The organism is Bradyrhizobium sp. MOS002 (assembly GCF_003020115.1).
Lineage (GTDB): Bacteria > Pseudomonadota > Alphaproteobacteria > Rhizobiales > Xanthobacteraceae > Bradyrhizobium.
The window spans coordinates 18,716-45,713 of the sequence record NZ_PYFX01000014.1; the positions used below are offsets into that span (position 1 = coordinate 18,716).

Genomic DNA, 26,998 nt, shown 5'->3' on the forward strand with positions numbered 1-26,998 from the left:
AAGCCGATCATGAAAATGGCAACAATTCGGCGTATTTATGGGCGGGAGGAGCGGCAGGTCGCCGAGAGTTTGGCCAAGGCCGGGGAGAGGCCGTCGAGCGGGATCACGCCCTTGATCGAGCCGTCAGGGTCTTCCACTCCGACGGTAAGCTCACGTTGGGACGTGAGCGCGGTGGGGTCGATTGGCAAAATGAGAGCCGTGCCGGTCTCAGAGATTTCGGCCTGAAGGACCGGCTTGGCCGTTCCCAGTCCCAGCGTGACCTCCCGCTTGCGCTTCGGCGGGAGCGGCCGCACCATGGCCAAAAGGACCTCGAGACCAGGCTGGTCCTGGCAGCGCACTATCAGGCCGGCGAGATCCGGATCGGACTTTGAGGTGTCTGCCGTCCGGGTGATTGCAAGAGCATCTGGGCCACCCTTGGGATTGGGGGTGCGGATCAGCGGCCAATTGTCCGAGGATTCGGTGTTTTGGGCGGTGGAGGGCGGTTCGGTTGGGGCGGGGGTTCGCGAAAGCAGAGCCTTGAGGCACGCCAGACGCGCGCGGTCTTCGACCATCGCCGTGCACTGCTCAAAGGTTTGGGTTCGTTCTGACGTTTCGGCCGATACCCCACCGCAACTCAGCAGCCCGTAGCCAGCCGCGATTCGCACCAGGACAACAACAAAGGGAAAAAAGGAAGAACGTGCGAGCATTGTCCTGAAACCTGTAAGTAACAACTTAGCTGGTTCATTCTCATGGTTAAGAAATCATTACAATAGCTTGTACAAACAAGCAGATTCCCCTTTCTGTCGGCTTAATTCTGGATGTTGTATTTTTGGCGCAACAGCATCGCAATCGCTGCGGCATCGGCAGTCCCGGCTTGTTCCCAACCCCGGCTTCACCTAACGATTAGGGTGATAGACGGGACAAATTGATGCATTATGATCGGATTGCCAGAGCCGTTGTTTTTTTGATGCTTGCGGTCGGGCTTGCTGATTGTTCGTGGGTGCCGACCACAGGACCTTATGCGCACCAGCTCCGGGCCAACGCCGACTCGACTGCGCCGGCCGAGGGCTCGCACCTGCCGTACGCAGTGGTCAAGCTTACGCCTGAAACGGTCTCGATGGTGGGCCGTTTCGAGCCGCGCGGGCTCTCGGGCGTGTTCCCCGACAAATACGTGCCACCGTCCAAGATCAAGTTTGGCATTGGCGACGTTGTCAGCGTCACGATCTTCGAAGCTGCTGCCGGTGGTCTGTTCATCCCGACCGAGGCTGGTGTCCGTCCAGGCAATTTCGTCACCATTCCCGACCAGACCGTCGACAATGACGGCAATATCAGCGTGCCCTATGCTGGGCAGGTGAAGGCGGCGGGTCGCTACAATGGCGAAATCCAGCAGGACATCGTCAACCGGATCAAGAACCGGGCGATCGAGCCGCAGGTGGTGGTCTCGCTGTCGCAGCAGCGAACCTCGTTGATCAGCGTCTTCGGGGAGGTCAATACGCCGGCCCGTTATCCGGCGGCAGCCTACGGTGCCCAAGACCGAATTACCGATGCCATCACGCGAGCAGGCGGTATCCGAGGGCAGGGCTATGAGACGTGGGTGATGCTGCAGCGGGGCGATCGCCGCGCAACCGTGCCGTTTGCGAACCTGGTCTACGAGCCCTCCAACAACATTTTTGTGCAGCCCGGCGATCGGATCTATGTCTACCGGGAGCAGCAGAAGTTCATTGCGTTCGGGGCGACCGGCACGCAGGGCTCATTCAACTTCGATGCCTGGCGGATCAATCTGGCCGAAGCGGTCGGCAAGGCCGGTGGTCTGGTGGACAACCAGGCGGATCCGGGCTCGGTCTTCCTGTACCGGCTTGAACCGCGTGAGCTCGCAAAGCAGCTCGGGGTCGATGTCACCAAGTTCCCTGGTGAGCTGATCCCGGTGATCTTCAGCACCAGCTTCCGCGATCCGAGCGGGTATTTCCTGGCCACCAACGTGCAGATGCGCAACCAGGATATCCTTTTCGTCGCAAATGCTGAATCCGTTGACGTGACCAAATTCCTGACCTCGGTCAACGCGATCATGGCGACTGCGAACAACGCCACGGTCCTCGGCGGCAATGGCATTGCGCTCTACAACTCCGCAAGGGCTATCCCCTGAGGCTGAGCTCAGGGGCAGGGCACGAGACGGGGCAACTCTCGCTTGGTCGGGCCTGCCTTGGTAAGCTCGCCCCAGGCGTCAGCCTTGCCGCCTAAGGCGATCTCGGAGCTTAGGGTTCATTCGCTTTCGCTGTGAACGCGGCTATGTTGGTCGTGATAGGCCCACCTTTGAGCAGCAGCGACGTTGTCAATCCGGCAGATCATCTGGTCGCGCAAGGCCCGTCAAAGGCGGTTTAGCCTTAGTAGCCTAGCAGCCGCGGTCCTCTACACCGCGCTGGCCGGGGCCCCGTTCCTGTTTGGCTCCCGCGATCCGATTACAGTTGCCGGCTGGTGCGCGCTCCTGGGCGTAGGGCTCATTGTGGCGCCGACCCGACGCCTCCTCAAAGGCCATTTGTTGCTGCTAGCCGGGCTTGGCGTGGTGCTGCTCTGCTTTGGCTTCGTTCTGCACGAACAGCTCTCAGACCGTCCCTTCATCGCCCAGTTCAACCCGATCTGGGCCAAAGCCTCGGAGGCGCTAGGGAAACCGCTGACCCCATCAGTCTCCATCGTGCGAGGCGAGCCATTCTTTGCGCTCGGCCATCCCTTGGCCAATGTCCTTGCGATGGTCCTTGGCCTGATCGTCGGCGCTGATCCGGACCGCGCCCGGCGCGGCGTACGGGTGATGGCCTGGGCCGGGGCGGTCTATGCTCTGTACGGCATCTTCGCCCTGGCGTTTGATCCCACCGAAATTCTCTGGCGGGAGAAGACCGCCTATCTCGGCAACCTCACTGCAACGTTCATCAACCGCAACACCGCCGCCTGTTACTTCGGCTCCTGCGCTGCGGTGTGGCTCGTTCTGCTGATGAGCGCCATCCGGCGCAACCTGCCACCGGGGAAGCTCGAGTGGAGAGGGGTCCCGCACCATCTGCTGCGCAAAACCCACAAGGACGTGCTGATCCGCTTTGTGATGTTTTTCGTCTGCCTGTCGGCAATGTTCATGACCAGTTCGCGGGGCGGGGTGCTGGTCTCGCTCGGCGTCATGGTGATCGCCTTCGTGATCTTCTTTGGCCCGGACATGCCGCGCGGCCTCGGCTTTGTCGGCGCGATCGCCGGGAGCGCCGCAACCGCGCTCCTGCTGCTGCAGGTGCTAGGCGGCAATGTTAGCAGTCGCATTGATCTGCAGGGGTTGAGCGATGCCGGCCGCCTCTCGGTCTATCGTTCGACCCTCAGGATCATCGCTGACAACCCGAGGTTTGGCACCGGGCTTGGGACCTTCGCCTATGCCTTCCCGGCGTACCGCAGCAGTGATATCTCGATGCAGGGAAGGTGGGACATTGCGCACAACACCTATCTCGAGTTTGCCTCCGAGCTCGGCATTCCTCTCGCCATCGTGGTTGGCGTGGCGTGGATCGTCGCCCTCCTCGTTCTGGCGAGAGGCGTTCGGGTGCCGCGCCGAGACATGGTGGTACCACTCGCGGCACTCGCGGTTAGCCTGATTGGCCTCCTGCATTCCTCTATCGATTTTTCCCTTCAAATTGCCGGCTATTCGATTGTCCTCTTTGCACTTCTCGGGCTCGGGCTCGGCCAGGCCGTTTACGTCCGCGACCGCGAGCGCGAGCGGCGCGGCGACCGGGCAGCCGCTCCACCTTCAAAAGCAGATCTCCAAGCGCGATCAGGCCGTTAGTGTTAATCTTTCGAAGTTATAGTTAACGGCAACCTAACCACCAGACGCCGACGGCCAACCAGCAATTCCTCTAGAGGAAACAACGGCCTGTCTCAAACTGGCACCGGATTCATTCGGCTTCTTTATTCGCCGCAGCTCCGCTATAGTGCTTTCAGGTTTTTTTAAGATGATTGGCGATTCCGGGTTTTTGATCAGGCATTGCCGTCAAGGAGATTGCGAAATGACCAAGCGGCTCGGGCTGAAGTTTCTTGTTGGCGCTGCACTCCTTGTTTCGGTGCAAGTCGCAAATGCACAGATAGCCGGACAAGGTCCGGCACTCCCGGCGGCCACGATCAGCGATTTCAAGGCAAACCCGAACCAACTGCTCGGCCAATTTCCGAACGGCGGGGCGGCCCTGCGCAAGCAGATCACGGATCTCGTGAGCTCGGACAAGGATACGCTCGCACAAATCATCGCGCTGGCTAAAACCGCCAACGAGGACCAGCGGAAAGCCATCGCACAAGGCTTGGCCGACGTCGCCAAAGCTTACGCTACGGCCAATGATCCCGCCTTTGGCGGTGAAGTCCAACGCTCCGTGGTCCAAGCGGGCCTTCCCGAATTTGCCAAGGCCTACGCTGAAGCGGCCGGCGATACCGGCACTGCCGCGGCAGGTGGTGGTGGCGGCGGCGGAGCCGGCGGTGGTGGCGGTCCCACGGCGGCAGGTTCTCCGACCGGTGGGTCGAACAGCGGCAGCACGGTCGCGGGCAACAGCTTCGCGAGCACCCGATCCTCAGGTTTGGCGGATGGGGGCGCGCTTGGTGGAGCAAGCAGCTCCCAAGTGAGTCCGTTCTAGTTTCAGGGTAATCTAGGCGTTTTCTCGAGCCGGCTTCGAACGGCCAGGGCTTTTTTATGGATGTTCCTCTTAATCTCGTTGGGCGAAGCGCGCCCGGTTCGCTGTCCGAACCTCCTGGAGAATCATTTTCGCTTCCGGAGCTTCTTGAGCAACTAACGGACTTCGTTCGACGTCACTTACCCCTGTTTCTGTTCATCGTGAGCTGCGCGATAGCAATCGGGCTCGTCTTTCTGTTTACTGCATCCCCAAGCTACACCGCTCATGCGAAGCTCCTTATCGACTCAAGCAAGCTTCGTGTCTTGCAGCAGCAAGATGCGCCGATAACTGACGCCCCGATCGACTCGGGGCAAGTGGAGACCCAACTCGAAATCATCAAATCTGAAACAGTCGGTTTGTCAGTGATCAAAGAGTTGAAGCTGACAAGCGATCCGGAATTTGTAGGCCAAGGCGCGGGCCTAGTTGGCAAAGTGATGGGACTTCTTGGGTCCGTTGAAGCGCCATCAGAAACGGCTTTAACGCGCAGAGCTTTGGCTGCGTTCCTTGCGAAGCGAGCCGTCACCCGCGTTGGTAGAACCTATGTCCTGGATATTGCTTTTAGCTCCTTGCATCCAGGGCGGGCGGCTTCTATCGCAAACAATCTCGCAGATGCTTACATCGTTGATCAACTTGAAGCCAAATATCAGGCGACTAAGCGCGCAAGCGGCTGGCTTCAGGACCGTATCAGGGAACTTCGTCAGCAAGCTTCCGATGCTGACCGGGCGGTGCTGGCTTACAAGGAAAAGAATAACATCGTGTCTTTGGGCGGTGGCAGTTCTCGATTGCTGGGTGAACAACAGCTTGAGGAACTGAATACGCAGCTCAGCCAGGCGCGCGCGGGTGCACAAGAGGCGAAGTCTCGCTTGGACCGAATAAATGAGGTCATGCAAAAGGACGTTGCTGATGCTGCTGTCGCCGACTCTCTACACAGCGAAGTAATAACTCGACTTCGAAACAACTACCTAGATCTGGCTGCGAAAGAGGCAATTTGGTCCGCCAGGTACGGATCGAGCCATTTGGCTGCGGTCAACCTCCGCACTCAAATGAATGAGTTGCGGCGCTCTATTCAAGACGAGCTGGGCCGCATAGCTTTAAGCTACAAAAGTGACTCCGAAATCGCAAAGTCGCGCGTCGACGGACTCGAACGAAGTTTGTCCGGATTAGTCTCGAATTCACAGGCGTTAAACCGGGATCGGTTGGGGCTTCGTGATCTCGAAAGCACGGCGCAAGTTTATCAGAAGCTCTACGATAGCTTCCTTCAGCGCTATATGGAGGCCATCCAGCAGCAATCTTTTCCCATCACGGAAGCTCGAATAATTTCTGAGGCGACAGCTCCTCAACAGAAGAGCTTTCCGTTGCCGCTCCCGATACTCGGAATCGCCACTGTAGTTGGTATCATTCTCAGCTTTGCTGCGGCGACCGTGCGCGAGGCGTTTGATCGAGCTTTTCGTACGACGCGACAAGTCGAAACTCTTCTGCATGTGAACTGCCTTGCCGTATTGCCCCTCCTTGAGAGCATTCGTTTAAGCTCTGATAAGCGAAGATTTTTTGGCGGGCGTACGCTGGCTGGCGGCCGATTGCCGAGAACGGCCCGGGAAACCGACATCGCGGCCGCGTCTGGCAATCTCGATCTAACAATATCAGATCAGAAGCGTGACGCGCTTAAGAAGAGCGGCATTGTTCACGGCGAGGCGTCCGTCAAAGATAAGCTGATTGCCGGAACCAAGGCTGAAATGCGCCACGTTGTGGATCATCCTCTCACTGCATTTGCTGAGGCCTTCCGTTCGGTAAAGATTGCCGTAGAGATCAGTGGCGCACGCCAAGGTGGGAACGTCATAGGAATTACCTCCACAGTCCCAAGGGAAGGTAAGTCAACGGTTGCGTCAAATTTCGCACAGCTGATGGCTCACGCTGGAAAACATGTAGTGCTAGTGGACGGCGATCTGAAGAATCCAACGCTCACGCGGTCGCTGTCGCCAGGAGCCAAGGAGGGATTATTGGAGGTGCTGGAAGGCAAAATTAGTTTAGAGCAATCCCTCTATCGTGATGCCCAGACTAACTTGAATTTCCTGCCGGTTGTATTGCGATCACGCCTTGCACATTCGGACGAGCTGTTGGCGTCCGAACTTTTTAAAGACCTTGTTGAGCGCCTTAGAACCACCCACGATTACGTTATAATTGACTTTCCTCCTATGGCACCCGTCGTCGACGTTCGTGCAACTACGAGAATAGTCGATGGCTACCTGTACGTTGTTGAATGGGGGAAGACGCGCGCGAATCTTGTGCAAAACCATCTAAAGGCCGCTCCGGAAATTCATGACCGCCTGCTTGGAGTGATCTTGAACAAAGCAGATGTTCGGGTTCTGGAACGTTACGAGGCTTACTATGGCAGAGGGTACTATCAGCGATACTACGGCAGCCAATACGGCTATTCGGGCTAAAACACTCGATGGGGGGAGAGCATATTGAGCAGGGTGGCTCCCGCAAAGTTTCGATCTTCGGAACTAAATCGCTGGTAAGCTCCGGTCTATTTCGATTTTCTTGGTCTGCCGCTGTCCGAACCCTCATCGCTCTCTTGGCATTGTTTTCGATTGCTTGGGTAGCTTCCTCCGTACCTTCCTACCTCGCTGAGCAGGATCTATCCGAAAGTGCCCGACGGATATTGACCGGGGAGAGTTATGGCGATCGCCAGTTGAGCAGCCTCAGAGCGCGCGTCGACGGGATCTGCCTCAACTGTGTTAGATCGCTCGCCTTTAACGATCTCGTCGTGATCAGGTTGAAACTGGCCGAGAGCAAATTTAGTGAGACAAGTGCTGACCTCGCAACAACCGCGGATGCTGCTCTTGCACGATTTCCAGCCGGTTCTTTCCTTTGGCTCGTTAAGTACTGGCTCCAACGTCAGTCCGCTGCGGGAGGCATCAGCTCACGTGATCTCTCGATGCTGCGGCAGGCGTATCAGCTTGGTCCGAACGAAGGGTGGATCGCCGTCCGAAGGAGTCCGCTTGTCCTGAGCTCCTTCAACTCCTTGCCCCTGGACCTGCAGGGCCGGGCTTTAGCCGAGTTCGCGGACCTCGTTCGGGGAGGTCTGTATCTTGACGCGGCGAATATCCTAGTAGGTCCGGGGTGGGCGGTTCGTGAACAATTGATGAATCGGATTGCATTAGTGCCTGATGGCGATCGCGTGACGTTTGCTAAAATATTGCGATCTAGGGGCTTGGACGAGATTACCGTCCCAAGTGTAAGCGACAAACCAGCGCGTCCATTTTAAGACGTCGTGGGGAAGTATCGGTCAGCCGGAAGCGTTCCCTGCACTTACTTTCTCATCGCAGTCGAATCGTTGCGGGAATGGGTTCGTTGGGCTTATCGGCGGAAAAGGTCGATGAGTTTCTGGACGAGTTAGGGTTACCTGAGAGGCAATCTTGAGTCGCCCGGTATGTTGAGCGATGATTAAAATCAAATGTCGGGCATGCATATGACGAAGAAGGCTAAAGGCATACTTCTGGCAGGGGGCACGGGCACACGCCTCTACCCAGCAACACGTGGCGTCAGTAAGCAACTTATGTGCGTTTACGACAAGCCGATGATCTACTACCCGCTCTGTACGCTAATGCTGGGGGGCATTGTCGATATTCTCATTATTACGCGGCCGGACGATCAGGCGCAGTTCACGCGTCTCCTCGGCGATGGATCGCAGTGGGGTATCAATCTGACTTATGCGGTTCAGGCAGAACCGAGAGGAATTGCCGAAGCGTTTATTGTTGGAGAATCCTTTGTGAATGGATCCCCATCGATACTCGCTTTGGGCGACAACATCTTCTACGGCGAAAGCTTCGGCCATACCATGCAACAGTTGGCTGCAGTAGAAATCGGAGCATCAATTTTTGCATACTATGTGAAAGATCCGGAACGATATGGCGTTGTCGAATTCGATGATCAGGGTCGGGCGGTAAGCCTTGAAGAGAAGCCCCTGAAGCCGAAATCGTCATATGCTATCACGGGTCTGTATTGTTACGATCAGCAGGCGTGTGATATTGCACGTTCGCTTGCGCCATCCGCTCGCGGCGAACTAGAGATCACCGCGATGAATCAATGGTACCTATCCCGCGGGTCGCTCCGGGTGAACGTGCTCGGACGTGGCATTGCCTGGCTTGATACGGGAACCCACGACGCTCTGCTTGAAGCTAGCAATTTCGTGGCCACTATCGAGCGGCGGCAGGGGCTGAAGATCGCAGCTCCCGAGGAGGTGGCGTATCGTCGCGGTCTAATCGACAAAGAGCAAATGCTGCGGCTGGCCAACGATCTGCGTACTACCGAATATGGGGCGTATCTTCTGAGGCTAGTACACTCGGAGAAAAGGTACATAAGCGAATGAGAGACACCTTTTTGGTTTTCGGTGCGCCAAACATTGCGCAGGAAGAGATTAAAGGCCTTACGTCGATTATGGAGAGTGGCTGGTTGGGCACGGGGCCGAAGGTGGCTCAATTCGAGAAGGAGTTTGCCACGTACAAGAGTGCAACAAATGCCGCGGCGGTAAATTCCTGTACCGCGGCGCTACATTTGAGTCTCCTTGCTGCAGGGGTCGGACCGGGAGACGAAGTTGTCACTACCCCGATGACGTTCTGCGCGACTATCAACGTGATTGTTCACCTGGGGGCTGTTCCTGTCCTCGCCGATGTCGATCCGATTACATTCAATATAGATCCGACGGAAGCTGAACGACGAGTTACCTCTCGAACAAAGGCGATCGTCCCGGTTCATTTTGCCGGACGACCGGCGAATATGGACGCGATATTAGCGATTGCGGCTCGCCACCAATTAAAAATAGTAGAGGACTGCGCTCACGCCATCGAAACCGAGTACAAGGGGCGTAAAGCAGGTACTATCGGTGACTTTGGCTGCTTCAGCTTTTACGTCACAAAGAATATTGTAACGGGAGAAGGTGGCATGGTCATTTCTTCGGCTGCGCTCGACCACGAGCGCGTCAAACTGCTTAGCCTGCACGGGATGAGCCACGACGCCTGGAATCGGTTCGGCGCTAGCGGGTACCGCCATTATCAGGTTGTGGAGGCGGGCTACAAATACAACATGATGGACCTGCAGGCGGTGATTGGTATCGAGCAGCTTAGAAAGGTCGATCAGTTTTGGAACCGTCGGCAGGAAATCTGGCTCCAGTATCAAGCTGCCTTCGCCGACCTCTCTGTTGGTCGTCCCGCACCAATCGAGGAGGATGAGCGCCACGCCTATCATCTCTACACTCTTCTAATCGACGAGGAAGCGGCAGGGATCTCGCGTGACGAATTTCTTGTTGAAATGCGAAATAAAAAGATCGGGGTTGGAGTTCATTACCTAAGTATTCCGGAGCATCCTTTCTACCAGGAGCGATATGGGTGGAATCCTGATCATTATCCTCATGCCAAGAGAATTGGTAGGCAGACAGTTAGTCTTCCGCTTACCTCGAAGATGTCGGATCGTGACGTTGCGGACGTTATCGAAGCAGTCCGTTCGGTCGTGACAAAGTAAGAAAGGAACCTGGGGTTTACAAAGGTCGAAGTTGGGGAATGAATTGAAAATCGCGCATGTGATCTCGGGATTATCTCCTGAAAGCGGCGGCCCGACCGTGGCAGTGCTGGAGATTGCTCGGTGGCAGTGTCTCTTGGGAAATGACTGCACAATTCTCACGGGAAAGGGAACCGGGCTGGGGCCCGATGCACCGCTGTACCGAACCGGCGCGGCGTTACGAGATTTCTCGACGAGCGGACCGGGCAAGTTTCGATATTTGCCCGACTTTCAAGGCTATCTTCAGGAAAGTGGTCGCAATTTCGATCTTTTCGTGCTGCACGGATCCTATCAATACGCGACGTACGCGGCTGCGAAGTTTTGCCGAAAGGAAGGCATTCCAACTATCTTCACGCCTCATGGATCTCTGGATCCGGCCGTGAGAGCTAAGCATAAGTTCAGAAACGTTTTGGTTGATGTTGTCTACCACGATCGCGTGATCCGGAACGCGAGTGCCTGGCACTTCACGAGCGAACAGGAGCGGCTAGCTTGCGAGCGAAAGATCTGGAGAGAATCGTTCGTCGAGCCTCTTGCGGTGGACACCGACAGCATACCGATCGGCAGCCCGACGGGCAGATTTCGCGCCAGATATAAGATTGACGCGGACGCAACCGTCTTGCTTTTTTTATCGCGGATCACCCGCAAGAAGGGGATTGATATCCTTCTCGATTCATTCCGACGCCTGGCTGGCCAATCCGATCACATATTCCTGGCTCTGTGCGGGCCGATCGACGACGACATGAAGAGTGAAGTCCATGCGGCAGCCGATGATCCAAATCTCAAGAGGAAAATGGCCGTTACAGGACATTTGATGGGGCAAGAAAAGGACGACGCGTTCTTCGACTCCAACTTTTTCGTCCTTCCAACCTATTCCGAGAATTTCGGCATTGCAGCATTCGAGGCCCTTGCATATGGTCTGCCTCTCATCACAACGACTGGAATGAACTTCCACGCCCAGCTTGCACAAAGTGGTCGCGCGATGATTGTCGAGCCAACTAAGGATTCCTTCTACCGTGGTTTGGCCGATGCCCTGAGCGGAAGATGGACACCCTCAACTCGAATTCAAGAAACGCGCGATTGGCTCGGAGTAAATTTTTCCTGGCGCAGCCGTGCTGACAGCCTAACGAAGCAATACCAAGACGTCGTGAATGGGAGCAGGGGTGAGCGGTGCGCGTGACCCTCATCCATTGTCCGTTCACCTTCGGCCAACTCGATTTGAAGCGAACATGATTTCATTGGCGGTCATTGTGCTTACGCACAACGAAGACAAGCATATTGCTAGGTCGCTACAATCGGTTAGACCGATTGCTAGTGAAGTTTTCGTTATCGACTCAGGATCTCAGGATCGAACGGTTGACATTGCCCGACGAGAGGGGGCGACAGTGCTGACGCATCCGTTTGTCAACTACGCTAAACAATTTCAATGGGCGCTGAACAATGCGGCGATACAGGCCGATTGGGTTATGCGGCTCGATGCGGATGAAATAGTCGAACCAGATCTTGCGGGTGCACTGGCTGCAAAGCTGCCCTTGCTTCCACCTGAAGTCACTGGGATTAACCTGAAGCGCAAGCACATCTTTATGGGTCGCTGGATCCGGCACGGCGGACGGTATCCACTAGTTCTATTGCGGGTTTGGCGGAGAGGTGCCGCAGAAATTGAGGACCGCTGGATGGACGAGCATATGGTCCTGAAGAGCGGGAGGGCCGTCGTGATAGATGGCGGCTTCGCTGATTGCAATCTTAACGACCTTACGTTTTTTACGACAAAACATAATCGGTACGCGACGCGCGAGGCAATGGATGTTTTGATTGAAAAATACGGGTTACGGGTCGGCGACGTCCGGATGACGACGAAGTCAGTTTCGGCTCAAGCCGCAATCAAGCGCTGGACGAAAGAGAAGATCTATAACCGGTGTCCGTTTTGGCTCAGTGTGACCGGATATTTCCTCTATCGTTATGTGATTAGGCTCGGTTTTCTCGACGGGAGAGAGGGCCTCGTTTATCATCTCTTGCAGGGTTTTTGGTATCGGTTTTTGGTGGGAGCTAAAGTTATGGAATATGAAAAACTTCTTTCTAGTGCCACCAATAGAGAGGAGGCGGTGCGCGAACTTGCAGGCTTGACCGGCTATGACGTCTCGGACCTGAAATAGGTTGGAGGGAATGTGTTCGATATGTCACTTATTTATATCGTAGCGCCACAATCCCCAGATTAGGCAAAGCCTGTGAATTTCATCAAAATAAGAAAGGCGGCCCGTGCGCTCGGCAGTGGTCGGGAACGTCGTGCTTTAATGCGCGGTGTTGCTGCCTCTTTCGAACATTCCCATGTACTCAAAAAGCTTCCATCCGCGGGAACGATTATTGATGTCGGGGCCAACAGGGGACAGTTCATTCTTGAAGCGATCAAATGGCATCGGAAAGCCAATGTAATTGCGTTTGAGCCTTTGGCATCGGAAAGATCGTTACTGCACTACGCAATGTCGGGTTTTTCGAACCTGACGGTGCATGGTGTGGCGCTGGGCGATCAAGATGCAAGCGCACACTTTCACGTGTCTTCCTCGGCCGATAGCTCGTCACTTCTCGAGCAGACGATCCTCCAAAGAAAAACTTTTCCAGGGACTGAAAATGTTGGTCAACTGAAGGTCGCAGTCCGCCGATTCGACCAGATCATAGATCCTGCCACTCTGACCGGTCCCGTCATCTGCAAAATCGACGTACAGGGCTACGAACTGAACGTGCTGCGAGGCTTTGGGGAGATTGTGGACGATGTGGACTACTGGATTATTGAGCTGACAAACCGTCCATTTTATCGGGGGGCTCCGAATAGCGCCGATGTTATCGCGTATCTTGCAGCACGTGGTTTTGGAATCATGGGCATCTACAACATGTTTGAGCAGGATGGACTAGGTTTGCAGGCCGATTTTCTTTTTAGCCGCAATCATCCCGAAGAGGTAGAGCGGTGAGGCTAGCGTACCTGTACGAGTATGACGCCTCTAATCCGGCCGTCCAGTCAAGTCGCCCCTTCTCTATATTGCGCGAACTAAAGCGGCGCTTCGAAGTTGTGGAATATTTTCCCGTCAGCAATGTTTCGCGTCGACTGTTGGGGCCGAAGAAGTTGTTGCATGCGGTCTTGGGAGCGGAGCATCATCTTGAACGGGAATGGCTGTCTTTGAAAGAGTATGCATGGAGAGCCAATGCGTTTCTGGCGCGCGAGAAGCCGGATGCGATTTTTTCGCCGAGCCAGATCATCCCGACGTATCTAAGTTCATCTGCAAAGCTTATCTACTGCAACGACGCCCCTTTTGGGGCAATTGCAAATTATTATCCGAACTTTAGCAATCTTTCGGCGGAGTATGTGAAACAGGGATATAGGCAAGAATATTTGTCTCACCGCAATGCGGATCACATAGTTTACCCGTCCGAGTGGGCGCGGGATTGCGCAGTTCAGCTTCATCGGGCCGATACAAGGAAGTGCAGCGTACAATCCTTCGGAGCCAATCTGCCCTATGAACCCTCTTGGGCGCAGGTCAATGAAGCAATCGATAGACGTAAGGGCCGCCAGAGCGTTGTTCTGACAATGATCTCCTCCGATTGGGAGCGAAAGGGAGGGCCTTTCGCTCTAGCGATCGTTAATAAGCTCAACGATCGAGGTATCGTCGCAAGATTGAGGGTAGTTGGAGACGCGCCACCAAATCTTGAAAGAGTTGAAGCTTTGGGCAGGATCAACAAATGGACAGATGAAGGCGCTGTTCGCTTTAGGAATGCGATGTTCGCGTCCGATTTCGTGATTATGCCATCGATTGCAGAAGCCTATGGTATGTCGTTATGGGAAGGTGCAGCTCATGGGCTTCCAATGATCGGACGCGCGACAGGCGGAATAACCTCGATCATCAAGAACGGTGAAAGCGGACTTCTGTTTTCGATGGATGCGAAGCCGGACCAGATCGCACGTTGGGTCGAAGAGTGCCTTAGCGGGAGCGCCTATCGCCAGTTCTGCGAATGCGCATTCGAGGAATATCGAAGTCGTGGAAATTGGAAGACGTTCGTCGATCGAGTTTTCGGAGGCGGATAGGTGAGCTTGCTGCGAACAATTCTGATGGCCTCTTTGACGCCCTTGCCGAGCAAATTAAAGATTGCCGTTTATCGCCATGTGTTTGGCTTCGACGTTGCAGCGGATGCTCGGATCGGATTTTCACTCATCACGTGCTCGAACCTATCGGTGGGAAGCGGCGCCGGCATAGGCCATATGAACGTGATCAAAGGAAACATGGCGCTCAGGATGGGTGCCAGATCGTCGATTGGTCAATTTAACTGGATTACTGGTGGAAACACGGATCCTCGCTATTTTCGCGACTTCGAGCGCAGTTCAGAACTCGTGCTCGGAGACGACTCGAGCATCACATCACGCCATATTTTCGACTGCACGGACAGCGTCGAGATCGGTAACTTTACCACCATTGCCGGGTACCGGAGCTCGATCATCACTCATGGCATCGACTATCGCGCCTCGCAGCAGAGTTGCGGCGGCATAAAAATCGGCGACCGCTGCTTGATTGGCAGCAATTCGGTCATCTTGATGGGCGTTTCACTTGCAGACAGGAGCATCGTTGCTGCGGGAAGTGTTCTGACAAAGTCGACTGATTCGGAGTTGGGGTTGTGGGCGGGGGTGCCGGCGCGTCGCACGAAGGATCTTACCGGAGAGGAGGGCTACTTCCGCCGGGAGAACGGGCATATTTACTAGTGCCGGTGGGCTGTCGTATGGTTGCAGGTGACGCAGAATTTATCAAACAGCCGTTGAATGATGGATCTAAAACTAGATGAGCGCTACGGCGAGAGGTCATCTCTCGCGTAGTGAGTGGTGGGCGGAGCGCTAGCGATAAATGCTGCACGATTTCGTTCGCTCAAAGCGATAGCCGAAGACGCAGGGGCTGGAATGTTGGTGAAGAGTATCATCAGCATAAGGAGTCCCAGAGGATCGCCGAAGTTTAGATAGTTCGGCTGGAAGGCGAACGGAACAGCGTTCGCTATGAGGCCAGCTAAGAGAATCGACGAAAGGTGCCTGGTGTCGGGGCTCTGAGAGTATCGAGCCGTCTGAAAGAGTTCCATCGACCGTAGCGCGATCAGCACCGCAAAAAGCACTAGACCAATCAAGCCCAACTCCTCGATCAGCGTCAGGAGACCGCTATGAGATATGAGCTGTGCTTCGACCGTCGCGCGAAATCCGGAGCCAAGCAAGGGATGCTCCAAAATGCGCGCATAACTTGCGTCCCAAAGCTCGGTCCGACCACTAATCCCGCCCTCCGTGAGGGAGCGTTCGCCTTCACCTGCAATAAAGCCGACCAGGGGTGTTTCCGACAGCACCGCAATGACTACGGCAGCGCCAATAACGGCAAGCAGTGCCTTGCGTGGAGAGTGACTGGCGCTGAAAACCCAGAACGCTGCAATAAATAGGATTGAGCCCAGCACGGAGAACCTGGAATCAACAATTACTCCAATTGCAATTGCAGCGCCGCAGATCGGCCACCGAACCCAACTCGCCCACGCCGCGGCTAGAACGGCGATCACGAAGATCCAGGTTCCCATAATATTGGGGTGGATGGCGCCGACGTAACGGTCCTGTAGCTGCTTGGTGGCGACAAAAAATATGAGCATCGGTGCAAGTACGAGGGAAGTAATACGAAAGATGCGCAACCAGTCGATCGCCTCTAGTCGGAGCATGCTGATCAGCAACAAAATGAACATAAAGATGCTGGCGTAAGTCAGCGACACCTCGGGCAGTGCGGACAATGAGGAATTGAGAACCAGATACAAAGCGAGGCTAACGCCGAAAAGAAAGGCGCGAGTCTTGACTACTCGGAAACGCCCAAGCAGAGCGGCTGCAAGGACTAGGGCTAAAAGGCCAGCCAATTGCCAAGAGCGCGCGGTCTCATAAACCAGTTCTGCGTCATCCGCGTTCTCGCCGCGAAAAAATGGAATTACATTGCTGATTAGGGCAAAACTGATCGAGACCCAGATGGCTGCGATCCGCATTTTGGCGGCGCGTTGGGTTATTAGGATAGGCATACCGAGGGTCCACCCGGTTAGATGGAGTTGAGCTCATTCGGTCTGAGACCGAAGCGAAGTCTACCGAGCTACGCTAGCTCATGTATCAAATTCAGGGAGTGCATGCTTCCAAACTCCGCGGCCGGTGGGGAGACCTGCAATCTTGGTTACCGGCAGACGACATTTGGAACGGCAGGGTTGTAGAACGAAAGAGAGCACTTGTCGAGGCTGAGTTCACGGCGTTTGGCCAATCCCACTCAGTCGTTCGCCTCGCTTCTCTGTTGGATCCGCTTGCTATATTGCTCCAAGCCTGATTCTGACGAACTCTATGATTAGCTAGCAGCCCTGGGTCTTGGTTATGGTATTTAAGGTAATTCATAGCTGCCCGGTTTGGCTCCCGCAGACAGAAACCTGGTTGCACACGCAGCTCTCCAGTCTACCCCGCGATCGCGTCGAGGGGCATGTAGTATGCGATAGTACCGAAAATTTGGATCAGTTCCCGGCGGAACACATCCATAGCTTGGGGGGCCGTGGTTCGCCGCGCTACTGGGGGAATAGGGTTGTGCGCAAGCTTGGGTTGCGCCGACGATCGGGTCTCTTAGTTGATGTCGGGCGGAAGCTTCGGGCTGACATTGTGCATTCGCATTTCGGTCCCACCGGTTGGTCTGATGTTCGGGCAGCAAAAAAGATAGGGGCGCGTCACGTCGTTAGCTTCTATGGCTACGATGTCGGCAAGCTACCTCGGCTCGAACCCATTTGGCGGAAGCGCTACTCTGAAATGTTTGCCGCGGTTGACGCTGTACTGTGCGAAGGCCCATTTATGGGACAGAGCATTGTGGCCCTCGGTTGTCCGCCGCAAAAGTTACGTATTCAGCACCTTGGCGTGCCGTTGAGAGCAAGCGATTTTAGGCCACGCCGCTGGGTGCCGGGTACTCCCCTCCGTGTGCTGCTCGCCGGAAGCTTCACCGAAAAGAAGGGATTGCCCTATGCTTTGGCTGCGCTAAGCGTATTCAGAAACCGGCTTCCGTTGGAGATTACAATTGTCGGAGACGCTCAGGCCGGCAAACTCTCGCCCGAGAAACGGCGAATTCTGCACGTAATCCAAGAGGGCGGCCTAGGTTCAACTGTGCGACTGCTGGGCTATCAGCCGCACGCGCGACTGATGGAAGAGGCCTTCAGCCATCACGTGTTCCTCTCGCCAAGCATTACTGCGCGTGACGGCGACAGCGAGGGAGGAGCGCCGGTGACAATCATTGAATTGGCGAGCACCGGCATGCCTGTCATTAGCACTACTCATTGCGACATTCCGGATGTTCTGGGTGCGTCTAGCACACCACTACTTGCGCCAGAGCGGGATGTGGAGGGTATCATCGAATGCCTGCGATGGCTTACCACAAACCTAGCTAGTTGGCCCGCGATGTTGAGCGAGATACGGGCTCATATCGAGGCTGAATATAATTCCATTCGGCAGGGGCAGCGGTTAGCGGACCTGTATGAACGACCTTAAATTTGTCTGCGCCCGGTCTCAAGGATGGTATTTTCTTGCACCTTCTGAAGGGCGGGCTGGTGCCAAGTGGTCAGAAGTTTGCAGTCGCGCGGTGCCGATGAATATCATTCAAGTTGCTTCCAACTTGCTCTCTCTTTCCGTTATCCCTAGGCGATCGCTATGCACGAGCTAGAAGCGCTGATAACACTCGCCGGTTCGCCGGGAAGAGAAGAATTTCTGAGGTGTATACGGCAGTTCCAAAACTTACTTGAATCGCGAGATCAACGTATGCCGAGGATGTCGAGAAGAATATTGGTAACATAGCCACCAGGAGCCCCATTATGGCAGCATGACAAATAGCTGGGGTGAAGCTGAACGCGAATTCAGAAAAGCAGTCGCCAATAAGTTTGCGAACCATGAAATAATAAACGGCGGCCAGAATAATAACGTGTGTTATTAGCAGCGAAGTGGCAACTCCGAGCGCTCCGCCCAGCGCCAGTCCAGCTATCACTCCTATTAGTTGGAGAAGGCATATCCAAAAGTTGAAATAGAAGCCCAAATCGGCTCTTCCTCTCGCAAGCTGCAATGTACCTATCGGATTGCCGATCGAGCGGATCAGGCCAACCCCGCACAACGCCATCAAAATCGGAACGCTGGGTAGCCATTGAGGCCCGTACACAACCAGTATGAAATTGGTGGCCGCTGCTGCGCAGCCCAGCAAAAGAGGGGCGTTTACGATCGCTACTATGCGGATAACCAGAAGATAACCTCGTTTAAGGGATTCGCTATCGTTTTGCAGTCTCGAGAAAATTGGAAATGCCACTCGCGTAAGAATGGGATTGATCCTCCCAACAGGCATAATCACTAAATTCCAGGCGATCATGTAGTAACCGAGTGCCGTCGATCCCAACATCGCTCCGATGAGGAGTTGGTCTATCCGCGATCCGATAAAATTGAGAGTGCGCTCGCCCATTTGATAAAGGCCAAAGCCGAGATAGCCTTTCAGATTGTGTAACCCGAACGTGAAAGAAGGGGCCCAACGCTTCCAGCAGGATACCAAGAGCTGGAGGGAAGTGGCAGATGCGCTCGTAAGCTGGCCAAGAACAAGAGAGAACGGCCCGAATCCTTGGATGGCCAAGGCGATGGCGACAAGGGTACCAAGTGCTGTCGAAACAATTTCAATTTTCGCGATCGTGCGAAATTCCATTTCTCTTTGTAGCAGCGTCATAAACTGAGCGCCAATCGGAGCGATGACGAACAACAGCGCGCAAAGAGGGAATAATCGATACAGACGGTCCTCAGCATAGACGTGGGCGATGAACGGCGTTGCGCAAACCGCGATGATGAAAAGGGCTAATCCGGTGAAAATGTTGAGCCAATAGAGAGACGACAGCTGCTCGCGGGTGTTGGTCACGCGTTGCACGACGGCGCTGCTCATGCCCATGTCGAGGTAGGTTTGTGCAAATCCGATAAATACAGCAGCCATCCCGACAATCCCGAAGTCAGAAGGACTTAGTAGTCTAGCCAGGACAATAAATTGTCCCATTTGGACGAGGGTGTTGACAACGCTTGCAGCACTCGTCCATTTAGCGCCATCGACAGCGATCGATCGAAGGGATGATGTTTTCTGAGATTGGTCGGATTGATCAGCCAAACGTCTCTCCAACGCTTGGCCAGCGCCGTTTGTTCGAGATTTTGCGGCCGCGATGATCAAGAAGACAATCGATTTCGATGCATCCGTCCTTTGCTGCGACGGTAATCGCATTCGTGGTAGCATTTACGATGGTACCTGGTTCAGGACCAATTGAACCCGGAGCGCGTTGAATTGGCGAAGTATGCGCTTCCATTATCGAGATCGTATTGCCGCGAAAATCGCAAGTTGCGGTATGCGTCCGGATCAGGTTGTAGATCTCGACAGCCGTCATTGTTTTCCAAAGAATGCGATGATGAACGTCCCGGTCGTTTCTGAATGTAGTCGCACACTCATCATCTTGCTTTATTGGCCGCGAATGCGGATCGTCGAGGAACGCTGCAACGCGATGCACAAGTGGAGGAACCTCGTGCACAATTTTCCGGTACAACGTCTCGTAGTTGTATGCCGAGATAGGGAATGGGGTTTGAACAAGAATATCACCTGCATCAATTCTGCTGTCGATGTAGTGCGCCGTTATGCCGCTTTCGGTTTCCCCCCTTGCAAGTACCCAATAGTGCGGATGCGCGCCTCGATATCGCGGTAGTAGGGACGGATGAAAGTTGATCGCGCGAGGAAAAGTATTCAGAAAGTCAGATCGGAATACTTGAGGAAAGGCGGCGCACAGTATCGTGGCTCCCGAATACCGTCGATCAAGTTGCGCGATCCATTCCCGGTTATTAGCATCGTGGGTTATAATTAGCCTGGCGGAGCCCAGTTCACGTTTTAGCCTGTTGAGACAACGCCAGTGCTGGGCTGCTGCTCGGGCTCTCGCGATGGCGACTTGAAGTCCAGGCCCGGAGTGTGCCCGTTCGCCGATCCGTTCTTCGAATATGCGCCATCGTGGCGCGTCGGCGACGACGACCGCCTTGAGATCAAACGCTTCTCGAACCGGACCGGCATGAGCCAACCCAAATCTCGACCTGTGACCGCAAAACAAAATGGCCGGCCGCTTTTGGAGCTCGGATGTGATCGAATCATGCGTCGTTGGATGTACCGGAATGACGTATTTGCTATTGAGACCTGTCATGCTCCGCGATACCGTTATGCCTTACGTGCTATGGGGTGACATAGAGTGTGCAGAAAACGTGACGCAAAAGGAAGCGGGTCTTGCAGGAAGTAGGGCAGAAACGTCTCGTTTAGTCTCACCCGCTGTTGTCCGCCGCCTACTGTCGCCAGGAACATGCTGCGCTTGCCCCCAAAATAGCGAACCTCCCGGGGTACTGGCATCGATTGTCTCAATCCTAACCGGTGTGCGCAGGCCAGCTGCGGGAAATTGACGCCCGCGCGGAGGGATCCAAGCAGAGATCCCCAGTATCTCCCGTTAACTTCCAGGATGAGCAGCGCATCATTTGCGGCATCATATCGCATATCAATATTGGCAACGCCTGACCAGCCAAGCCGGCGCATGAGGTTTTCCGCGACCTTCATGGCAGACGGACATCGGCAAAATTGGATGCCAGCGGCGGGTCGAAATGGGACGCGCGCAGGAGCAATCTCGTGCTGTTCTGTCGAGACAAGAATCTGTCCCTGCTCGCAGAGCACGTTGACGTTCAGGTCGTGCCCGCGGACGAATGATTGGAGCACCCATTGCTGTCCCTCCGGTTCGTTGTTTAGAAAAGCATCGAGAGCGTCTGGCGTATCGAAACTTATGATGCCGTTTCCGCCTGTTGAAAGGGGGGGCTTGGCAAGAACCGGAAAGGTAAGGCTCGATAGATGATCGTAAGGCGGAGTGCCGGACCTCGCAACGATTGTCGGAGGATGTGGTAGCTTGTGGAGCGAGAGGAAGTTGGCGAGGGAAGCCTTGTTCGTCGCAGTGTCAAATGCGCAAGGAGACGGCAATTGAACGATTCTGCACCAAAATCCAAGGTATTTTCCGCGAGTGATCGGATCGCAAAGTCCGACACCGGGAGTACGATATCAATCTTCCGCTTCGAGACAATTTGCGCCATGCGATCGAGCCATGAATCCAGGGTGAACTCTGTCATACACTCGAAAGTGGAAAAGAACCTGGAACGCCGGAACGCGGAGGAGGGGCGTCCGGAGAGCCCGTGGAGATCGACTTGTTTATTGGCGGCCAAGCAGTGGGCTACGAGGAGAGTAGCCCACGCATCAGCGTCCGGCACAAGTACAGAAATCCGGTCCATTCAAAAGTTCATCGGGCGACGGGCTTGATGCCGCGCCAGCAATGGACCCTTCAATACTGAACCATAGGGACCATGGCAACTCGGCACCGGAACTCCCGCGTCGCCCGAGAAATCGCTAGTGAGCAATTTCACCTCCAAAGCCCGTTTATCTCGACGTCTAGAAAGTCACAAGCGACGTGCATGATGAAGCATCGGCGAGCACCATGGATGGTTAGCGCCGCAGTGACAGTCGTCGTGCAGACGCAACCGCTGCTGATTTCGGACAACGTCGACGACCATGGACCGAGAAACTTTGGCCCGCGAGACGGTGGGTGCGCTCTGCCATTTAGTCGGCAATCTCAGCCGCCAAGCGCGTGCTAATATCTTCAGCGTATTGCTCCGACACGCCAAAATGAGTAGGGAGATAGATGGTCGACGAGACCATACGATCTACGTTTTCGGTCCGCCCCTGGATTGAATTATACCTAGGGTGCCTGTGCGCATTTGGATATAGCGTGCGCCCAACGTCGTATCCGGCCAAAATCATTGCACGGGCGATTTCGTTGCAACGCTCCGAAGGAACGAATACGGGGAAGTTCATGAAGCTGGATTCGCCAAGGACCGAAGATGGGGTGTCGGCTCCAATCATGCGATGCCCCAGCCTACGTCGGTAAATATCGACTATCTTGCGGCGCATAGCGAGTCGAAGATCAACTTCACCGACCTTGGCCGTCCACTCGCCGAAGGCGGCATACGATGGGCGCGCTGTGAGCGTAGGATTGAGGTCACTGGTCTCGATTCTGATCGGCTCGAGGCTTTTGGCGATGGATGTTCTTTGGACCTCCCCCTGGATGCGGGGAAAGATGATCGCGTTAAAAAGAGCCGGCCTGCTGGCAGCGTCATATGTCAAGCAAGCTTTGGCTGGCTTGATATAGTCCAGGGGACCTAGTCTCGGCCAACTGTTGACAATGCCCGTCAATCGCTGGGCGATATCAGGATTTCTCGTCGTGATGAGCCCACCCCAGAAGAAGTTGACCAACTTAAAATAAGATAGGCTGAACACGCTGGCGTCAGTGACCGTGCCGATCGGATGGCCATCAATTGTGCCGCCGAAGACGAGCGCGCAGTCGTCAAAAAGGTACGCGCCGTAAGCACGGCAAATCTGTGCGATCTGTGAAAGGTGGATCTCATTGACGTGATAGTGCGTTAGGATCACGCACGCCGTCTCGTTGTCGATCAATTCCTCAAGACTATCCAAGCTGCAAGCCGTGCTGCGCGCCTGGAAATCGTAAAACACCGGAATCGCACCGGCGAGCACCACCATGGTCACGACATCAGGTATCGTGAATGGTGACATCAAAACCTTTCGGCGTTTGCCACGAACCGCGATGTTGGCGAGGAGGTAAATTCCGCTTCGCGCTCGCCCAACGGGAATTGCACTGGCAGTGTGTCCAAGTCGCTCGCCGACCTTGGTCAGAAAGCGCTGCTCGTCCCGTATCGTTCCAGTCCGTAATAATGATCGATAGGAGATGGGAGTGATGCGCTGCTTTGCAATGCTGTGGATGGCCGGCTCTGCTTTTACGCGAGTAGTTATAGCCGACAAGGCTGGCTTACTAATTTGCTTGGCCCCAGCCTCCAGTTCATGGGCCAATACTATTTTTTGCTGGGCCACTGGACTTCACCGAACCTCATAGACTCATTGTCAAACTTGGGCTAATGTCATATACATATCAAATAGTTACAACTCTTAACTTACAAGGAGATTTTCAATCCGTGGTTAATTGTTGTGTTAAGGCAGGCGCGGTCTTTTTACGGAGATGTAACGAATGTCATGGCCCTCTCCCCAAACATCCGAAGTAAATGGAGATGGCCTAGCTGAAGCCTCATCATGTTACCGTGCTGTCGCTCAATGTCCAGACTCAAGGTTGTGGTGGGGCGGTTTATGAGGCGTGTACGGCTACCGGGCACTGAATTGTTCGTTTCCCGGTTTTCGTTTGGGACTGCTGGCTTGTTTAATGCTGGCACATCCAAGATGCGGGCTGATCTTCTTGCTGCTGCCTATGACAACGGCTTCACGCATTATGACACGGCACCGTACTATGGATTTGGGACAGCCGAGTCTGACCTTAGGCCGCTCATGCGCGCTCATCCTGACATTACGGTGGCCACGAAAGTCGGAATCTACTCTCCAGGAGGCGAAGCCCAATCAGACGCGCTCGTGCTCCTTCGCAAAGCCGCAGGGAAGGTGCTGCCCTCTCTCTCTCGACCGATGGTGGATTGGACGGTCACGCGCGCTAAAGTGGCGCTCACCGCAAGCCTAAGAAGGTTGGGCCGCGAATTCGTTGATCTCTATCTGCTTCACGAACCAGAACTCAGCTTGCTCAATACCGAAGAATGGCTTGCGTGGCTGGAAAGTGAACGCGATCGTGTCAGATATTTCGGGATTGCAGTGCATGCGGATCGCCTTCGACCCTTTATCTCTCGCGCGTGTCCTTTGGCTCCGGTCGTTCAAACGTTGGATAGTATAGCGGGGCAGGAGGCGAACATTCTTACCGAATACAGCAGGCCAATGCAGATCACTTATGGATACGTAAGCGCCGCGAAGCGCGCCGGCTTGATGGATGTGCCAGCAGTTCTCGCGGCGTCTCTACGCAGAAACGCCACGGGCACCGTCATAATAAGTACCCGCAAGGTGCGGAGACTTAGACAATATGCCGAAATCTCGCTGTCCATTTGCGAGACCGATTCTTCTCCGTGTTTGATGTTGCCTCGTGATTCGTGATCTGTCCGGCTCCATAGTTGCGCTCGACGAGAGATCAGCCGACGTCTTGGTGATTGGTGCCGGCATTGCCGGCCTGTTGGTTGCAACGCGTCTCGCGCAAAACGGGATTCGCGTGTTGGTCGCTGAATCTGGTGGCCGTACTCAGGAGGAGGAGAAGCATCCGTTCAACCAGGTGGAGCAGCTTGGGGATACGTATCTTGGAGCCGAACATGGACGGTTTCGCTGCCTCGGAGGGACTTCAACACGCTGGGGTGGAGCTATGTTACCCTTTCAGGAAGTTGACCTCGATCCTCACAGCGCGGGGTGGGACATCGAGTGGCCGATCAAGCTGGATGCGCTAACGTCCTATCAGGCCGAACTCGAGCGCATGTTCGGTTTGAATAGCGGCGAGTATGATTTTCCGGATCTCCTGCTTGATGCAACGGGGGCGCCCTCTTCATTCATGGGCCGTCTAGCAAAGTGGCCGGCATTTCGACATCGGAACGTTGCCAATCTCTTGGCGAATGACATCCGTTCCGAAAAGGGGCCAATCATTTGGCTGAATGCCACGGCAACGGAGTTCCATTTTGATCCGGCAAGCAGGTTCATCCGCACCAGATTGCAGAGCAGGAATGGCAATGCGCTCGAGGTGACAGCGCGCGAGACGGTCATTACGGCAGGGGCGATCGAAAGCACCCGCCTATTGCTTTTGGCGGACCGGCAGCATGACAATCGTATTTTTGCTCCGCATAATATGCTGGGACGCTATTTTTATGATCATCTCTCGTCGCCGACGGCAAGGCTTACGGGTATGCGGAAGAAGGCTCTCAATCGGTTGGTCGGCTTTCGCTTCGAAGGTTCCACGATGCGAAATCTGCGTTTTGAGCCCACTGCAGATTTACGTCACCGGCAAGGATATCCGGCTGGCTTCCTGCATATTGCCTTTTCGGAAACGAGGCCCGGCGGCTTCGATGCTGTCCGTCGGGTTTATCGGAAGCTCCAAAAGGGGGGTACGCCAACCGCTTCCGAGATGATGGATCTTGCTCGTGGAGCGCCATGGTTGTTGAAAGCGGCATGGTGGCGCTTTGTGGAAAAGCGCTTGCTCTTCCCGGAGGGTGCCGAGTTGGACGTTCATACCGTGATCGAACAAGAACCGCGCGCAGAGAACCGGATCAGTTTGTCCCAAAAGCGACTCGATGAATTCGGCTGTCCGCTCGCAACCCTTCATTGGCACGTCTCTGAGAATGACGGACGTAATGCGTACGCGCTAACGAAAGCTTTCGTAGTCACATGGAACCGGGGAAGCCTGTCTCATTTGGCCCAGGTTGAATTGAGGACTACGGAGGATGAGTTAAGAACCTCCTTGAAGCTCGGCGGTGGCATCTTTCATCCTGGAGGAACGATACGCATGGGAGCGGACGCGAGCCGTGGTGTCGTCGATCCTGAATTTCGAACTTTCGGTGTAAGCAACCTCAGCGTGATCTCAACAGCCATCTTTCCGACCGGGGGTGGAGCAAATCCGACCATGATGTTGATGATGGCGGCGCTTCGCGCCGCGGACAGGCTTATTCAACAATCGCGGCGCGTTCAGTGATGAAATTTTCGCCGATTGATCACAGGGTATTTGCAGGAGTGTTAGGCGAGCGGATGAAAAAAGACGAGAGATTCGTGCAATCTAAGTTGATCGCAGTCGTTGTCGCACTGGTCCTCGCTTGTGCTGTTTCGACGCACTTGTACGGATGGCCTCACGACGTGGCAGCAGGGGAGCGCCAGACCGAGTTTGATGCAAGCGCCCCTGAGAAATCGGGCTATGCGCTCGTATTTTCCGATGACTTTTCAGACCCTTCAACGGTTGACCTGAGAAACACTGGCCGACCCGGCTACAAGTGGTATATGGACGACTTTTACTGGGGACATCCGACGCTTCCAGAAGCCCTGTCGTTCGACAGTGAAGGCATTACCATTCGTGATAACATCTCGACGGCGACCGGAACGGGGCGTGAGAAGACCCAGTTGGTCGGGCAGGGATGGAGTGGAGGGGCGTACTTTGAGGCCATGCTGTGGTTCGACCCGGACAAAGTTTTTGTGGAGAACCGGAGTTGGCCGGCATTTTACGGCCTGTCCTGGCAAGTCGCGAGCAAGACTGATCAGGCGCCCGGCCGGCCGGCCGGGTACCAGCATTTCGCCGAGATCGATTTCATGGAGTACGGATTTTGGAATCATCGAAGCGATCAGGGGTTATTGAAACTTCTCTGGCGAGGCGACTCAGCGAAGTATCACTACTTTTGGCAGATCATGCACGATTGGTACGGCATCAAGGGAGTGACTTGCCCGGATAGCAGCTGGTGCGGGATATCAAATAACGCTGGCAGTGCGCTCATGCGAGTTACCGACATCAGAGGATGGCACCGCTACGGTGCGCGGTGGTCTGTAGGAAGCGCAGCGCGCAAGAGCTTTGTCCAGGCGTACTATGATGGCGCTCCGATTGGGGAGCCAGTTTTCTGGACAGCATATTCAAGCCCAGAGGATGTTCCCACTCCCCCCACCGGTGACAGCGTCTACAGCATAACCGATTTTACTAAATTCATTATTGTTCTGCAAGCGAACGAGCAGGCTCCCATGAGCGTCAAGTATGTAAAAGTGTGGCAGCAACGTTAATGGCCAGTTTGGTTTGTCTAGGCGCCAGGC

Annotated in this window: 21 protein-coding genes; 15 read left to right on the forward strand and 6 right to left on the reverse strand. The window is 54.9% G+C overall.

The genetic code is table 11. From position 1 onward, the window contains the following. Positions 1-35: 35 nt before the first annotated feature. Entirely contained in the window at positions 36-686 is a 651-nt protein-coding gene (locus C7G41_RS28675; protein ID WP_106945665.1) for a hypothetical protein, read from the reverse strand. A 221-nt stretch (positions 687-907) separates the two neighbouring features. Here C7G41_RS28675 and C7G41_RS28680 point away from each other — a divergent pair, with 221 nt between their 5' ends. From C7G41_RS28680 to C7G41_RS28735, 11 genes are all read left to right on the forward strand, one after another. Further along, entirely contained in the window at positions 908-2,122 is a 1,215-nt protein-coding gene (locus C7G41_RS28680) for a polysaccharide biosynthesis/export family protein (RefSeq protein ID WP_106945666.1), read from the forward strand. A 183-nt stretch (positions 2,123-2,305) separates the two neighbouring features. Beyond that, entirely contained in the window at positions 2,306-3,784 is a 1,479-nt protein-coding gene (locus C7G41_RS28685; protein ID WP_199198661.1) for an O-antigen ligase, read from the forward strand. A 220-nt stretch (positions 3,785-4,004) separates the two neighbouring features. Next, positions 4,005-4,616: a hypothetical protein gene (locus C7G41_RS37460; protein ID WP_158268041.1), complete on the forward strand. Its 612-nt coding sequence runs from the start codon at positions 4,005-4,007 to the stop codon at positions 4,614-4,616. 56 nt (positions 4,617-4,672) lie between these two features. Beyond that, positions 4,673-7,093 carry a polysaccharide biosynthesis tyrosine autokinase gene (locus tag C7G41_RS28695; protein ID WP_106945668.1) on the forward strand — a complete coding sequence of 807 codons (2,421 nt, stop codon included), beginning with the start codon at positions 4,673-4,675 and terminating at the stop codon, positions 7,091-7,093. Positions 7,094-8,118: 1,025 nt separating this feature from the next. Then, the gene (gene rfbA, locus C7G41_RS28705) at positions 8,119-9,024 is read left to right on the forward strand and encodes a glucose-1-phosphate thymidylyltransferase RfbA (RefSeq protein WP_199198667.1); all 906 of its coding nucleotides are present in this window, start codon (positions 8,119-8,121) and stop codon (positions 9,022-9,024) included. Continuing rightward, the gene (locus tag C7G41_RS28710) at positions 9,021-10,172 is read left to right on the forward strand and encodes a DegT/DnrJ/EryC1/StrS aminotransferase family protein (RefSeq protein WP_106945670.1); all 1,152 of its coding nucleotides are present in this window, start codon (positions 9,021-9,023) and stop codon (positions 10,170-10,172) included. Before rfbA ends, C7G41_RS28710 begins: the two co-directional genes overlap by 4 nt. Positions 10,173-10,215: 43 nt before the next feature. Continuing rightward, complete coding sequence (locus tag C7G41_RS28715; RefSeq protein WP_158268042.1) at positions 10,216-11,385, forward strand: glycosyltransferase; 1,170 nt, start codon at positions 10,216-10,218, stop codon at positions 11,383-11,385. 49 nt (positions 11,386-11,434) lie between these two features. Then, a complete protein-coding gene (locus C7G41_RS28720) occupies positions 11,435-12,358 on the forward strand; it encodes a glycosyltransferase family 2 protein (protein WP_106945672.1) in 924 nt (307 codons plus the stop codon). 72 nt (positions 12,359-12,430) lie between these two features. Next, positions 12,431-13,168: an FkbM family methyltransferase gene (locus C7G41_RS28725; RefSeq protein WP_146159813.1), complete on the forward strand. Its 738-nt coding sequence runs from the start codon at positions 12,431-12,433 to the stop codon at positions 13,166-13,168. Further along, entirely contained in the window at positions 13,165-14,277 is a 1,113-nt protein-coding gene (locus tag C7G41_RS28730; protein ID WP_106945674.1) for a glycosyltransferase family 4 protein, read from the forward strand. Before C7G41_RS28725 ends, C7G41_RS28730 begins: the two co-directional genes overlap by 4 nt. Before the next feature lie 24 nt (positions 14,278-14,301). After that, complete coding sequence (locus C7G41_RS28735) at positions 14,302-14,946, forward strand: DapH/DapD/GlmU-related protein (protein WP_106945675.1); 645 nt, start codon at positions 14,302-14,304, stop codon at positions 14,944-14,946. A gap of 83 nt (positions 14,947-15,029) precedes the next feature. Here C7G41_RS28735 and C7G41_RS28740 read toward each other — a convergent pair whose 3' ends face one another. Beyond that, the gene (locus C7G41_RS28740; RefSeq protein WP_146159814.1) at positions 15,030-16,235 is read right to left on the reverse strand and encodes an O-antigen ligase; all 1,206 of its coding nucleotides are present in this window, start codon (positions 16,233-16,235) and stop codon (positions 15,030-15,032) included. Between the two features lie 370 nt (positions 16,236-16,605). Between C7G41_RS28740 and C7G41_RS28745 the strand changes: the two genes are divergently transcribed. Beyond that, positions 16,606-17,754 carry a glycosyltransferase gene (locus C7G41_RS28745; RefSeq protein WP_106945677.1) on the forward strand — a complete coding sequence of 383 codons (1,149 nt, stop codon included), beginning with the start codon at positions 16,606-16,608 and terminating at the stop codon, positions 17,752-17,754. A 157-nt stretch (positions 17,755-17,911) separates the two neighbouring features. Here C7G41_RS28745 and C7G41_RS28750 read toward each other — a convergent pair whose 3' ends face one another. The 4 genes from C7G41_RS28750 to C7G41_RS28765 all read right to left on the reverse strand — a co-directional run bounded on the left by C7G41_RS28750 (position 17,912) and on the right by C7G41_RS28765 (position 23,221). Next, a complete protein-coding gene (locus C7G41_RS28750; RefSeq protein WP_158268043.1) occupies positions 17,912-19,387 on the reverse strand; it encodes an MOP flippase family protein in 1,476 nt (491 codons plus the stop codon). After that, on the reverse strand, positions 19,380-20,453 hold the full coding sequence (locus C7G41_RS28755; RefSeq protein ID WP_106945679.1) for a methionyl-tRNA formyltransferase: 1,074 nt from the start codon (positions 20,451-20,453) through the stop codon (positions 19,380-19,382). The genes C7G41_RS28750 and C7G41_RS28755 overlap by 8 nt, the downstream gene beginning before the upstream one ends. Positions 20,454-20,467: 14 nt before the next feature. Then, positions 20,468-21,265 (reverse strand): ATP-grasp domain-containing protein, encoded by a 798-nt coding sequence (locus C7G41_RS39065; protein WP_158268044.1) that lies wholly within the window; start codon positions 21,263-21,265, stop codon positions 20,468-20,470. Between the two features lie 630 nt (positions 21,266-21,895). After that, positions 21,896-23,221, reverse strand: a complete 1,326-nt coding sequence (locus C7G41_RS28765) for a DegT/DnrJ/EryC1/StrS family aminotransferase (protein WP_106945681.1) — start codon at positions 23,219-23,221, stop codon at positions 21,896-21,898. A 270-nt stretch (positions 23,222-23,491) separates the two neighbouring features. Between C7G41_RS28765 and C7G41_RS28770 the strand changes: the two genes are divergently transcribed. From C7G41_RS28770 to C7G41_RS28780, 3 genes are read left to right on the forward strand one after another with little or no spacing between them, the layout of a single operon-like run. Continuing rightward, on the forward strand, positions 23,492-24,331 hold the full coding sequence (locus C7G41_RS28770) for an aldo/keto reductase (protein ID WP_306768063.1): 840 nt from the start codon (positions 23,492-23,494) through the stop codon (positions 24,329-24,331). Then, positions 24,321-25,904 (forward strand): GMC oxidoreductase, encoded by a 1,584-nt coding sequence (locus tag C7G41_RS28775; protein ID WP_106945683.1) that lies wholly within the window; start codon positions 24,321-24,323, stop codon positions 25,902-25,904. The genes C7G41_RS28770 and C7G41_RS28775 overlap by 11 nt, the downstream gene beginning before the upstream one ends. Further along, positions 25,904-26,968: a hypothetical protein gene (locus C7G41_RS28780; protein ID WP_106945684.1), complete on the forward strand. Its 1,065-nt coding sequence runs from the start codon at positions 25,904-25,906 to the stop codon at positions 26,966-26,968. Before C7G41_RS28775 ends, C7G41_RS28780 begins: the two co-directional genes overlap by 1 nt. Positions 26,969-26,998 lie beyond the last annotated feature (30 nt).

Coding starts and splice junctions, on each gene's coding strand:
- rfbA (WP_199198667.1), top strand. CDS start 8,119: ATGCATATGACGAAGAAGGCTAAAGGCATACTTCTGGCAGGGGGCACG.
- C7G41_RS28755 (WP_106945679.1), bottom strand. CDS start 20,453: ATGACAGGTCTCAATAGCAAATACGTCATTCCGGTACATCCAACGACG.
- C7G41_RS28680 (WP_106945666.1), top strand. CDS start 908: ATGCATTATGATCGGATTGCCAGAGCCGTTGTTTTTTTGATGCTTGCG.
- C7G41_RS28780 (WP_106945684.1), top strand. CDS start 25,904: ATGAAATTTTCGCCGATTGATCACAGGGTATTTGCAGGAGTGTTAGGC.
- C7G41_RS28710 (WP_106945670.1), top strand. CDS start 9,021: ATGAGAGACACCTTTTTGGTTTTCGGTGCGCCAAACATTGCGCAGGAA.
- C7G41_RS28745 (WP_106945677.1), top strand. CDS start 16,606: ATGGTATTTAAGGTAATTCATAGCTGCCCGGTTTGGCTCCCGCAGACA.
- C7G41_RS37460 (WP_158268041.1), top strand. CDS start 4,005: ATGACCAAGCGGCTCGGGCTGAAGTTTCTTGTTGGCGCTGCACTCCTT.
- C7G41_RS28735 (WP_106945675.1), top strand. CDS start 14,302: ATGGCCTCTTTGACGCCCTTGCCGAGCAAATTAAAGATTGCCGTTTAT.
- C7G41_RS28675 (WP_106945665.1), bottom strand. CDS start 686: ATGCTCGCACGTTCTTCCTTTTTTCCCTTTGTTGTTGTCCTGGTGCGA.
- C7G41_RS28740 (WP_146159814.1), bottom strand. CDS start 16,235: ATGCGGATCGCAGCCATCTGGGTCTCGATCAGTTTTGCCCTAATCAGC.
- C7G41_RS28720 (WP_106945672.1), top strand. CDS start 11,435: ATGATTTCATTGGCGGTCATTGTGCTTACGCACAACGAAGACAAGCAT.
- C7G41_RS28770 (WP_306768063.1), top strand. CDS start 23,492: ATGAGGCGTGTACGGCTACCGGGCACTGAATTGTTCGTTTCCCGGTTT.
- C7G41_RS28695 (WP_106945668.1), top strand. CDS start 4,673: ATGGATGTTCCTCTTAATCTCGTTGGGCGAAGCGCGCCCGGTTCGCTG.